We start from the raw sequence: 10,133 nt of genomic DNA, 5'->3' as shown, positions 1-10,133 counted from the left end.
GCGGCGCTGATCAGATCGGCGGTGCCGACTACACTTTCGACTGCACCGGCAACACCAAGGTGATGCGCCAGGCGCTGGAAGCCAGCCATCGCGGCTGGGGCAAGTCGGTCGTCATCGGGGTGGCCGGTGCCGGCCAGGAAATCTCCACCCGCCCGTTCCAGCTGGTCACCGGCCGCAGCTGGATGGGCACCGCCTTTGGCGGCGCGCGTGGCCGCACCGACGTGCCGAAGATCGTCGACTGGTACATGGAAGGCAAGATTGAGATCGATCCGATGATCACCCATACGATGCCGCTCGAAGACATCAACAACGGCTTCGAACTCATGCATTCCGGTCAAAGCATCCGCGGCGTCGTGCTGTATTGATCTCGTATCGGTAAAATCGGTCTGGCATTGCAGCCGGCCGATTGATAGATACTGCTGCATTCCAGCGAGCAGCGCAGATGCATTCATTCTCGAATTGGAAAGGCGATATCAAATCTTTGCTGAAACCCGCTCCTCAGCGTACCGCGCTTTCCGAAATATCCAAGCATCAGGATGTTCTCGTATCGGAACTACGGCATCATCTACGATCCGTTGCCGGACGGCGCAGGCGTGGAACTGATCCGCTCCTCAATGCGGCCCGAGACTACCACCGCTATTTCGACGATTAAAAAACGGACGATAGATGCCGCAAATATATGTCGATGCAGACGCCTGCCCCGTGAAGGCGGAAATCCTGAAGGTTGCCGAACGCCACGGCATCGAAGTGACATTCGTCGCCAATTCAGGCCTGCGGCCCTCACGTGATCCTATGGTGCGTAACGTCATCGTCTCCAATGCCTTCGATGCCGCCGACAACTGGATTGCGGAACACGCAACCAACAGCGACGTTGTGGTGACTGCGGACGTGCCCCTCGCGGTGCGGTGCGTTGCGGGTGGTTCACTGGTTTGCGGTCCCACGGGGCGCGTTTTCGACGACACAAATATCGGCATGGCGAGCGCCATGCGCGATCTCGGCGCGCACCTGCGGGAAACCGGTGAAAGCAAGGGCTACAATGCCGCCTTCAGCCCGAAGGACCGCTCGCGGTTCCTCGAAACCTTCGACCGGCTTTGCCGTCGCGCTAAGGCGGCAGCCCCAGGAACGGGAGATCAAAAATGAACATCATTTCCCAGGCAACTGCCTTCGGAGGTATGCAGGGCGTGTATTCGCACGAATCCGAAGCCTGCAAATGCGAGATGACCTTCGCGGTCTTTGCGCCGCCGAAGGCCATCAGGGAGCCCTGCCCGGTTCTTTGGTATCTTTCCGGGCTCACCTGCACGCACGCCAACGTCATGGAAAAAGGCGAGTACCGGCGCATGGCGGCCGAGCTCGGCCTGATCATCGTCTGCCCGGACACGAGCCCACGCGGCAATGATATTCCCGACGAGCTCACCAACTGGCAGATGGGCAAAGGCGCGGGCTTCTATCTTGATGCCACCGAAGAGCCCTGGGCAGAAAACTATCGGATGTACACCTACATCACCGAGGAGCTGCCGGCTCTGGTTGCCAAGCAATTTCGTATCGACATGAGCCGTCAGGGCATCTTCGGTCATTCAATGGGCGGCCATGGCGCACTGACGATCGCATTGAGGAACCCGGACCGCTTCAGGAGCTGCTCGGCCTTCGCGCCGATCGTCCAGCCGTCGACTGCCGATTGGTCGGCGCCGGCATTCGAAAAGTATCTTGGTTCAGATCGTGCGGCCTGGCGCAAGTACGACGCTTGCACCTTGGTAAGCGACGGCGCACGCTTTCCGGAATTTCTGATCGATCAGGGTAAGGCTGACGGCTTCCTCGACAATGGCCTGAGGCCGTGGCTTTTCGAAGAGGCGATCAAGGACACGGATATCAAGCTCACGCTGCGGATGCATGAGCGCTACGACCACTCTTACTATTTCATCTCCACCTTCATGGATAATCACCTGGCGTGGCACGCCGAGCGGCTTGGGTAAGGAACGCAAGAAACGGTGGCATGGCAGCTATGCCAGTTCCTGCCTTGCAACGGCAGTCAAACCGCGCATATGAACACCAAAGCAGACGACTGCGGCGCCCGCTCCCCTGCGGGCGCAAAGGTCGCGGGGACGGCCTCGCTCTTTGAAAAGGAGAGTAAGATGGCTTGGTTTCTGCTGTTTCTTGCGGGTCTGTTTGAATGCGGCTGGGCTATCGGCTTGAAATACACCGATGGCTTCACGCGGCCCATGCCGACGGTCCTGACCGTCATTTCCATGGTGATCAGCATTGTTCTGCTTGGTCTGGCGGTTAAGACGCTGCCGATCGGCACGGCCTATGCGGTCTGGACCGGAATCGGCACCGTCGGAACGGTGCTGCTCGGCATCTGGCTGCTCGGCGACCCCGTCACAGTCGCCCGCCTCGGCTGCATCGCACTCATCATAGCCGGCATTGTTGGACTCAAGCTTGCTGGATGACGATGAATGCCGCGGGGCGAACCCGCGGCATTCTCATCAGGCGTTGCGCTTGTCGAGCGAAAATGCGCCTGCACCGGCGAAAACCAGGTACAGGAAGACGAAGCAGTAGAGGATCGCCGATTCGCCCTGATTGACGGCTGGGTAGAAACCCATCGGCACATGCGCCATGAAATAGGCAACAGCCATCTGGCCGCTCAGGATGAAGGCGACTGGACGTGTCAGGAAACCGACGAGAATCGCCAGCCCGCCGACGAATTCCAGAAGCGCCGCCACGAGCATGAGCGGCGGAAGCGGGCCGCCCTCTCCTTGCGGGATCGGGAATTCAAACAACTTCATCGTGCCGTGCTCGATGAACAGAAGCGCAGTGATGATCCTAAGAGCGGCCAGCGCGTAGGGCTGATAGGCGCTGAGACGTTCGAAACCGGACATTTGGACTCTCCCTTGAGATAAGACTGTCGAGCGTTAGTTTCCTAAACGACAGGAATGAATACACGGATCGGTGACGCGTTTTCACTTCCTGTTGATTTCGCTTGCTTTTCACGATTCTCACATCTCAGAGCGGAATATTGTCGTGCTTCTTCCAGGGGTTCGAGAGATCCTTGTTGCGGAGCATCTTCAGACCGCGCGCCAGGCGGCGGCGCGTCGAATGCGGCATGATCACCTCGTCGATATAGCCGCGCTCGGCCGCGACAAAGGGCGACAGGAAACGGTCCTCGTACATTTTTGTGTGTGCCGCAATCTTTTCCGGATCGGTGATGTCCTTGCGGAAGATGATCTCGACTGCGCCCTTTGCACCCATCACTGCGATCTGCGCCGTCGGCCAAGCATAGTTGAGATCGCCGCGCAGATGTTTGGAGGCCATTACGTCGTAAGCCCCACCGAACGCCTTGCGGGTGATGACTGTCAGTTTCGGCACGGTCGCCTCGGCATAGGCAAAAAGCAGCTTCGCCCCATGCTTGATAAGACCGCCATATTCCTGCGCCGTGCCCGGCAGAAAGCCCGGAACATCGACGAAGGTGACGATTGGAATACTGAAGCAATCGCAAAAGCGCACGAAACGCGCGGCCTTGCGTGACGCATCGCTATCGAGCACGCCGGCAAGCACCATCGGCTGGTTCGCCACGAAGCCGACCGTCGAGCCCTCTACGCGCCCGAAACCGCAGACGATGTTCTTGGCGAAGCTTGCCTGAATCTCAAAAAAATCGCCATCGTCCGCAACCTTATGGATCAGCTCCTTGATATCATACGGCTTATTGGCATTGGCCGGGATGAGCGTGTCCAGCGATTGATCCGCATCCGTCACCGACTGGTAACATTCGATCTCCGGCACCGGCGAGGTATTGGAAAGCGGCAGGAAATCGATGAGGCGGCGGACCTGCAGCAACGTGTCGACATCGTTGTCGTAAGCACCGTCAGCGATTGAGGAACGCGTCGTGTGAACAGAGGCGCCGCCGAGCTCCTCGGAGGTTACGGTCTCGTTGGTGACGGTTTTGACGACATCCGGACCGGTCACGAACATGTAAGAGGTGTCGCGCACCATGAAGATGAAATCGGTCATCGCAGGCGAATAGACGTCGCCGCCGGCACATGGGCCCATGATCACGGAAATCTGGGGAATGACGCCGGAGGCGAGTACATTGCGCTGGAAGACTTCGGCATAGCCGCCGAGCGCAGCAACGCCTTCCTGGATGCGCGCGCCGCCCGCATCATAGATGCCGACGATTGGCGCCCGATTTTTCAGCGCCATGTCCTGTACCTTCATGATCTTTTCGGCATGCGCCTCGGAAAGCGAGCCGCCGAACACCGTGAAATCCTTGGCAAAGACGAAGACGGTCCGGCCGTTGACGGTTCCCCAGCCTGTGACGACGCCGTCGCCTGCAATCCGGCTCTTGTCCATGCCGAAATCCGTCGAGCGATGCTCCACGAACATGTCGAACTCCTCGAAAGAGTCTTCGTCAAGGAAGAGGTCGATCCGTTCGCGTGCCGTCAGCTTGCCGCGCTTGTGCTGCGCTTCGATACGCGCCTGGCCGCCGCCTTGCCGGGCAATCTCCCGGCGCCGCTCCAGCTCGTCGAGAACGTCCTTCATGAAATCTCCCCTCGCCGCTCGATCGCGGCATGATCCTCAGCCGCGGCCGGTATTGAGCTTGAAGGCCGAGCGGACTCGCGCGGCGATATCCTCCGCTAGAATCTGATCCGCCATGGCCCGATCGTTGGCAGTGCTGGTCACCTCGAACGAGCTGACGGCGATGACCGAACCCTCGTCGACGGACGCCGCATCGATATTGATCTTGGCGATATTCCTGTTTTTGTCGAAGCCTGTGACTTTCTGGAGGGAAGCGATGCGAATTGTCAGCACGACGCGCGGATAGACCTCGGTCCGAACCGTTGCATTGATGGCGGCATTGATGCGGTCGCCGATACCTGAAAGCAGCTCGGGCGGCGTATTGGGGCCGCCGAGAACCACGGCACTGCGGACATCGTAAACAGGAGCGGCGGGCTCATCGGAGGTCAGGCCCATGCAGGACGTCAGCATGGCGCAGATCAGCCCCAGCTGACAAAAAAGCGACCTAAACCAATTCATCCTGAATTCCGCACCTCTCCCGCTCGGAGTCGCAGATTTCGTCATAATGACTGTCAAAGCAATATGTTTCAGGCCTTTAGCGCCAAAAAAACCTCCGCCGCTGCCTTGAACTCCTCAAAGCGCTTGGCACGGCGCAGTTTGCCCTCCTCGTCGCTGCCCCAATGCTCGATCGTCCAATCCTCGTCGAGATGGGCAAGCGACCAGACCTCGTCTATGGTCAGATGGTGCTCGGCGAACGCCAGCGCCAGAAGGGCCGACCCGGTTAGCGTCGTCATCGTGTGAAGACAGGCAAGTTCCAGCGCACTGTCGTGTCTTCGCAATGTGACGTCGAAAGCTGCGACGGCTTCGTGCGGCTGCTCGTGATGCATCACGCCTTCGATCAAGATGAAGCGCGCGCCGAGATCATTCGCCGCCCAATCGAGAACCGGATCCCACTGCTCGGTCTGGCGCTGCACCAGGAGTTCCGGTCCTTCGGCGCGATAGCACAGAAGATCGCTCGCGGAAAAACGCAGGATGTCTTCGAAGACGGCCTGTGTGTCCATCGCGACGCCGTCGAGCGCAGTATTGACGAGGCGCGTCACGGGCATCGTCGCCGGGTCAATGATTTCCGCCTGTGCATCCCACTCGGCGGCGACGAGGTCGGCCAGAGCCTTTACCGGCACCGCCAGAACCTGTTTGGCGGGCGTGCGCACGACCCTGCCGTCAAGCTCGATCGCGAAGCCGTCGTCCCGCTCGGCAACCGTGACGTTCTTGTAGAAGCGTTTCGGCAGCGGCCTTTTCATCTGGATCTGCGCGCGGCGGATCGGATCGGGGTGGCTCAGTCCTTCGGAAAGGTCGTTCAGCAGGTCGCGCATGGCGTCACCTCAAAAATGGTCAAGCACGTCATTCGGATGGTAAGCGACAGTATCGGCGCCGGCGGCAATCAGATCGTCAATGCTGGCATAACCCCAAGATACACCAATTGCCTTTGCACCTGCAGCCTTTGCCATCTGCATATCGTAGATCGCGTCGCCGATGACAATCGCGTCAGCGGCCGTCATGCCAGCCTCGTCGCAGCATTCGGTTACCATGGCCGGATGCGGCTTCGACGGACAATCGTCGGCCGTCCGCGTAACGATGAAATGCGGCGTGAAACCATGTGTTTCGAGGACATTGACAAGCCCGCGGCGCGACTTTCCGGTGACGGCGCCGATCAGGATGTCTTCTCGTGTGGCGAGCCTGTCTATCATCGGCTTTATCCCGGCGAAAAGCGGCACATCCATGCCGGGCTCCTGCCTGACGTCCATGTAGATCGACCTGTAATGAGCCGTCATGGCGACCGCCTCGTCATCGACATGCAGCTTGCCCAGCATGCGGGCAATCGCGATGTCGAGGGTCAGACCGATGATCGATTTGGTGCTGGAAAGATCCGGCCGTGGATGACCGAATTGAACGAAGGTTCTGGCCATCACCTCATGGATCAGGGCGGCACTGTCGACCAACGTGCCGTCGCAATCGAAGAGAATAAGCTTCATTCGTCAATCCTCTCCGCACCGGCAAGATCAAGGCCGAGAAGGTTCCATGTCTGCACCATATGCGGCGGCAGCGGCGCCGTGATGCGCAGGCGTCCGCCCGCAGGATGCGGGATATCGATATGACGGGCATGCAGGTGCAGCCGCTTCTGGATGCCGCCGGGAAAATCCCAGTTCGGGTCGTCGATGAAGTATTTTGGATCGCCGATGATCGGATGGCCGATATGCAGCGCATGAACACGAAGCTGATGCGTACGGCCGGTGTATGGCTCCATCTCGAGCCAGGCCAGGTTTTGCGCCGCCGTTTCGATCACACGGTAATAGGATACGGCATGATCCGCACCCTCCTCGCCGTGTTTGGCAATGCGCATGCGGTCGCCGTCGGCAGTCGCTTCCTTGACGAGCCACGTGGAGATCTTGTCCTCATGCTTGCGTGGCACGCCCTTGACCAACGACCAGTAGGTCTTCTTGGTGTCGCGTTCGCGAAAGGCGGCCGTCAGCTTCTGAGCGGCACCACGTGTGCGGGCAATGACGAGCACGCCGGATGTGTCACGGTCAAGCCGGTGCACGAGCCGCGGCTTCTCGCCCTTCGGGCTCGTCCAGGCCTCCAGCATCTGGTCGATATGCCGGGTCAGGCCGGAACCGCCCTGCACGGCAAGTCCCGCGGGCTTGTTGAGCACGATTACCTTGTCGTCCTCATGCAGCACCATGCGTTGAAGAAGTTCGTAATCGCTGGAATGCTTCAGGTCCTTCCCGGCGATCGGACCGCTCTTGACCTTCGCATCGACATCGAGCGGCGGCACGCGAACCATCTGGCCCGGCTGCACGCGCGCGTCGGTCTTTACGCGTCCACCGTCAACGCGGACCTGGCCCGAACGCAGGAGCTTCTGAAGCTGGCCGAAGCCGAGGCCAGGGAAATGGATCTTGAACCACCGGTCGAGCCGCATTCCCGCCTCGTCGGCATCCACCTTGATATGTTCGATTCCGGCCATTCTTGTTCTTTCGGAAAATCTTGGTCGCGCCACGCGCCGCTGTTGCGGTGGCTTTAGAGCATTTTTCTTCGCGCGGAAACTGCCTTTCAGAGCAAAGCACGCACAAGCGCGAGACCAGCCATGACGGAGATAATCGAAAGCCCGACGCTTGCGGCGACGTAAAGTCCGCCGGCCACTGCCTCGCCTCGCTCGAAAAGCGAGATCGCATCCAGAGAAAAGGCGGAAAAGGTCGTAAAGCCGCCAAGGAAGCCGGTGATGAGCAGCAGGCGCATCTCAACGGAGGCGTTGAACCGGCGCGCGATCATTTCGGCAAAAACGCCAATGGCGAAACAGCCAACCACGTTGACAATCAGGGTGCCCCAAGGAAAGGCAGGCCCCAGGAGCCGCAGCGACCATTGGCCGACATAATATCTCAAAAGCGAGCCGATAGCGCCGCCGGCGCCGACAAGAAGAGCCTGGATCATCGTTCTGGTCTACCTGACGAATTGACCGATTCCAATCGGTTGAGAAGAAATCCTGCCGTTCAATAAAATGCGATTGATTTCCTTAGCTGCGCGCGAACCGGCGATGTGTATGAAACGTCCTATGACACAGGTCGTCACCATATCCGCGAGCACGGCCGCCGCCGCTTTCGAAACGCTGAGGATTGCTCCCCGCGTGCCGACGAGCATGGCGGCAAAGGACGCGCGCCGGACCGCAGACCGTCAGCTCAAAGGCCGACATGACCAGGAATTGAGCGAAACGGCAAGCATCATTCAGTCCACCGAAGTGGCGCTCGACCTGATGGCCAAAGGCAACAAGCAGCCGCAGGCAGGATTGCAGCAGGCATTGAAATCCTACGAGGATTTTTGAGTTTCTTACATTGGAAAGCAAAAGGCCCGCGGCGACTGCCGCAGGCCTCTTGCTGGTTACTTGCCCTGGGCCGACAGAACCTTCAACGTCACGTCGATCTTGCCCGCCTTTTCAAAGGTGAGCGTCACCGGCACGCTCTCACCTTGCTTGAAAGGCGCCTTCACCTTCTGGAACATCAGATGCAGGCCGCCAGGCGCCAGCTTCACCGTCCCCCCCGCCGGAATGGCGATCCCATCCTTCAGTTCACGCATCTTCATGACATTGTTTTGCATGGCCATTTCGTGCATCTGAACTTGGCCCGCTGTCGGCGAGGAAACGACGACGAGCGTGTCGTCGGTCTTGCCGCTATTCTTGACAGTAAAAAAGCCACCGCCGACCGGCTGGCCGGGCAGCATTGCCTTCGTAAAGGCGCCGGAGATTTCGAGGTCGCCGAGTATTGCGGTGCCGCCTGATGCACCATTCATGTCCATCCCCGCCATGTCGCCATGGTCATGGCCAGTGCCGCCACCGGCAACGACCTTCAGCAACGGCGCCGGGCTCTTGAGCTTATGGGGATCGCCGCCATCGATTGCGACCTGGTCCCATGCCTCGGCGGCATCGCCGCAAAGCTGCTTCACCGGAAAGGTCAGTGACGTTCCGGCATCCACGCCCGAGACCTTGCCCTGGATCACGAAGGTATCGTAAAAATCGTCCGAGAGCTTGCCGCCCTTCCAGCGGATTTCGACCGGTCCGGATTTCACCTTGGTGCCGTGATTGTCGTAGGTCTTCTGATAGTCGCCCTTGATTACTTCAAGTTCCCAGCCGGCCTTCGGCTGCGGCTTGGCGAATACAAAGCCTTCCGGCAGCTTCACCTGCACTTCGTTGGTGGGCTTGCCGTCACAACCATGCGGCACCTGCAGCGTTAAGAGGAACGTCTTTTCCTGTGGGGCTTCAGGATCAAGAAAGGTGACATGCGCCTGCGCTGCCGTGAATGCGGTTGCGGAGACCAGAGCCGCGGCGCTGAGTGTCTTGATTGTCTTCATCGGGTATCTCCTCGCCGGCTGCTGCTCGCAATGGCTGGCGCACCGGCATTGTCGTGTCATTTCGGTGGTGGCGGGAGATCAGGCCAGAACCGGCGGCCCCCTGGACTTCGGCCGTTCGACGGCGTGCGCCTCGATGGGGGTTTTCGCAACAACCGGCGAGTTATGCAGCGTCGCGAATTCGAGATGCAGCCAGGAGCCGCTATCCGGGACCGGCAGGATGACGAAAGCCGAAAGCCGGCAGATTTCGCAATTCGGCTTCAGAGGGACCGTCTTGCCGCTGCTGTCGGTAGCGGTCACGCAAAGTGAGGCGTAGGTGCCGTCCGGCAGGAGGTATGCGGCGCTATTATAGTCCGCGTCCGCCGCAGCCGCCTGCGGTGCCTGATGCGCAAGGCCAAGCATAAGCAAGCTCAGCGCGCAGAGAATGCGCGTCAGCATGCCAGCGTTTCGGCCCGTTTTCATCATTCTGGATCCCCTTTAGCGGATTTCGCGATTAAGCACTTTATCCGAAAAAAGCAAAAGCCCATTTGACGCAGATCACACCTTGCCGAAAGACGCGCGACAAAAATTTGTTCGGCGGCGACATTCCCCCTTGCCAAGAGCCTGCTCCGCCGGATAATTGCCGCAACCTTGTTGGGAGAATCCGGTCTACAGACGGCCGGTGCCGAAGGAGCAACCGCCCCGGAAACTCTCAGGCCAAAGGACCAGCAAGGGGCAGACGGAACTCTGGAGAG

Annotated in this window: 14 protein-coding genes and 1 riboswitch; of the genes, 5 read left to right on the top strand and 9 right to left on the bottom strand. The window is 59.5% G+C overall.

The window, feature by feature from the left end; genetic code table 11:
• The 4 genes from BLP23_RS14900 to sugE form a co-directional block, all read left to right on the top strand.
• The coding region (locus tag BLP23_RS14900; RefSeq protein ID WP_139187064.1) for a zinc-binding dehydrogenase at positions 1–365 on the top strand (365 nt) is incomplete at its 5' end.
• Positions 366–666: 301 nt separating this feature from the next.
• Entirely contained in the window at positions 667–1,140 is a 474-nt protein-coding gene (locus BLP23_RS14895; RefSeq protein WP_092585550.1) for a YaiI/YqxD family protein, read from the top strand.
• Positions 1,137–1,970, top strand: a complete 834-nt coding sequence (gene fghA / locus BLP23_RS14890) for an S-formylglutathione hydrolase (RefSeq protein ID WP_092585549.1) — start codon at positions 1,137–1,139, stop codon at positions 1,968–1,970. The genes BLP23_RS14895 and fghA overlap by 4 nt, the downstream gene beginning before the upstream one ends.
• A gap of 159 nt (positions 1,971–2,129) precedes the next feature.
• The gene (gene sugE / locus BLP23_RS14885) at positions 2,130–2,444 is read left to right on the top strand and encodes a quaternary ammonium compound efflux SMR transporter SugE (RefSeq protein WP_092585602.1); all 315 of its coding nucleotides are present in this window, start codon (positions 2,130–2,132) and stop codon (positions 2,442–2,444) included.
• Positions 2,445–2,480: 36 nt separating this feature from the next.
• Here sugE and BLP23_RS14880 read toward each other — a convergent pair whose 3' ends face one another.
• From BLP23_RS14880 to crcB, 7 genes are all read right to left on the bottom strand, one after another.
• On the bottom strand, positions 2,481–2,873 hold the full coding sequence (locus tag BLP23_RS14880; protein ID WP_092585548.1) for a DoxX family protein: 393 nt from the start codon (positions 2,871–2,873) through the stop codon (positions 2,481–2,483).
• Between the two features lie 124 nt (positions 2,874–2,997).
• Positions 2,998–4,530, bottom strand: coding sequence for an acyl-CoA carboxylase subunit beta (locus BLP23_RS14875; protein ID WP_092585547.1), 1,533 nt, complete (start codon positions 4,528–4,530; stop codon positions 2,998–3,000).
• Between the two features lie 36 nt (positions 4,531–4,566).
• Positions 4,567–5,025: a hypothetical protein gene (locus tag BLP23_RS14870; RefSeq protein WP_092585546.1), complete on the bottom strand. Its 459-nt coding sequence runs from the start codon at positions 5,023–5,025 to the stop codon at positions 4,567–4,569.
• A 68-nt stretch (positions 5,026–5,093) separates the two neighbouring features.
• Positions 5,094–5,879: an ATP12 family chaperone protein gene (locus tag BLP23_RS14865; protein ID WP_092585545.1), complete on the bottom strand. Its 786-nt coding sequence runs from the start codon at positions 5,877–5,879 to the stop codon at positions 5,094–5,096.
• 9 nt (positions 5,880–5,888) lie between these two features.
• Positions 5,889–6,539: an HAD-IA family hydrolase gene (locus BLP23_RS14860; RefSeq protein WP_092585544.1), complete on the bottom strand. Its 651-nt coding sequence runs from the start codon at positions 6,537–6,539 to the stop codon at positions 5,889–5,891.
• Positions 6,536–7,528: an RluA family pseudouridine synthase gene (locus tag BLP23_RS14855; protein ID WP_092585543.1), complete on the bottom strand. Its 993-nt coding sequence runs from the start codon at positions 7,526–7,528 to the stop codon at positions 6,536–6,538. The genes BLP23_RS14860 and BLP23_RS14855 overlap by 4 nt, the downstream gene beginning before the upstream one ends.
• Before the next feature lie 86 nt (positions 7,529–7,614).
• Positions 7,615–7,992 carry a fluoride efflux transporter CrcB gene (gene crcB / locus BLP23_RS14850; protein WP_092585542.1) on the bottom strand — a complete coding sequence of 126 codons (378 nt, stop codon included), beginning with the start codon at positions 7,990–7,992 and terminating at the stop codon, positions 7,615–7,617.
• A gap of 121 nt (positions 7,993–8,113) precedes the next feature.
• On the opposite strand from crcB, the gene BLP23_RS14845 reads away from it, so the two are divergent.
• Positions 8,114–8,380, top strand: coding sequence for a hypothetical protein (locus BLP23_RS14845; protein WP_092585541.1), 267 nt, complete (start codon positions 8,114–8,116; stop codon positions 8,378–8,380).
• 56 nt (positions 8,381–8,436) lie between these two features.
• Here BLP23_RS14845 and BLP23_RS14840 read toward each other — a convergent pair whose 3' ends face one another.
• Together BLP23_RS14840 and BLP23_RS14835 are read right to left on the bottom strand one after the other, a co-directional pair.
• A complete protein-coding gene (locus BLP23_RS14840) occupies positions 8,437–9,402 on the bottom strand; it encodes a copper chaperone PCu(A)C domain-containing protein (RefSeq protein WP_092585540.1) in 966 nt (321 codons plus the stop codon).
• A gap of 78 nt (positions 9,403–9,480) precedes the next feature.
• Positions 9,481–9,864 carry a hypothetical protein gene (locus BLP23_RS14835; RefSeq protein WP_092585539.1) on the bottom strand — a complete coding sequence of 128 codons (384 nt, stop codon included), beginning with the start codon at positions 9,862–9,864 and terminating at the stop codon, positions 9,481–9,483.
• A 159-nt stretch (positions 9,865–10,023) separates the two neighbouring features.
• Positions 10,024–10,116, top strand: a riboswitch (glycine riboswitch).
• The last annotated feature ends 17 nt before the right edge of the window (positions 10,117–10,133 follow it).

The sequence above is a fragment of the Rhizobium mongolense subsp. loessense genome (genome assembly GCF_900099775.1).
GTDB lineage: Bacteria > Pseudomonadota > Alphaproteobacteria > Rhizobiales > Rhizobiaceae > Rhizobium > Rhizobium loessense.
The sequence above is the reverse complement of the archived record's forward strand: the minus strand, read 5'-3'. Positions and strand labels throughout refer to the sequence as shown.

Bases quoted from the DNA above. Each gene is read 5' to 3' on its own strand.
- BLP23_RS14895 (WP_092585550.1), top strand. From the start codon at position 667: ATGCCGCAAATATATGTCGATGCAGACGCCTGCCCCGTGAAGGCGGAA.
- fghA (WP_092585549.1), top strand. From the start codon at position 1,137: ATGAACATCATTTCCCAGGCAACTGCCTTCGGAGGTATGCAGGGCGTG.
- sugE (WP_092585602.1), top strand. From the start codon at position 2,130: ATGGCTTGGTTTCTGCTGTTTCTTGCGGGTCTGTTTGAATGCGGCTGG.
- BLP23_RS14880 (WP_092585548.1), bottom strand. From the start codon at position 2,873: ATGTCCGGTTTCGAACGTCTCAGCGCCTATCAGCCCTACGCGCTGGCC.
- BLP23_RS14875 (WP_092585547.1), bottom strand. From the start codon at position 4,530: ATGAAGGACGTTCTCGACGAGCTGGAGCGGCGCCGGGAGATTGCCCGG.
- BLP23_RS14870 (WP_092585546.1), bottom strand. From the start codon at position 5,025: ATGAATTGGTTTAGGTCGCTTTTTTGTCAGCTGGGGCTGATCTGCGCC.
- BLP23_RS14865 (WP_092585545.1), bottom strand. From the start codon at position 5,879: ATGCGCGACCTGCTGAACGACCTTTCCGAAGGACTGAGCCACCCCGAT.
- BLP23_RS14860 (WP_092585544.1), bottom strand. From the start codon at position 6,539: ATGAAGCTTATTCTCTTCGATTGCGACGGCACGTTGGTCGACAGTGCC.
- BLP23_RS14855 (WP_092585543.1), bottom strand. From the start codon at position 7,528: ATGGCCGGAATCGAACATATCAAGGTGGATGCCGACGAGGCGGGAATG.
- crcB (WP_092585542.1), bottom strand. From the start codon at position 7,992: ATGATCCAGGCTCTTCTTGTCGGCGCCGGCGGCGCTATCGGCTCGCTT.
- BLP23_RS14845 (WP_092585541.1), top strand. From the start codon at position 8,114: ATGACACAGGTCGTCACCATATCCGCGAGCACGGCCGCCGCCGCTTTC.
- BLP23_RS14840 (WP_092585540.1), bottom strand. From the start codon at position 9,402: ATGAAGACAATCAAGACACTCAGCGCCGCGGCTCTGGTCTCCGCAACC.
- BLP23_RS14835 (WP_092585539.1), bottom strand. From the start codon at position 9,864: ATGATGAAAACGGGCCGAAACGCTGGCATGCTGACGCGCATTCTCTGC.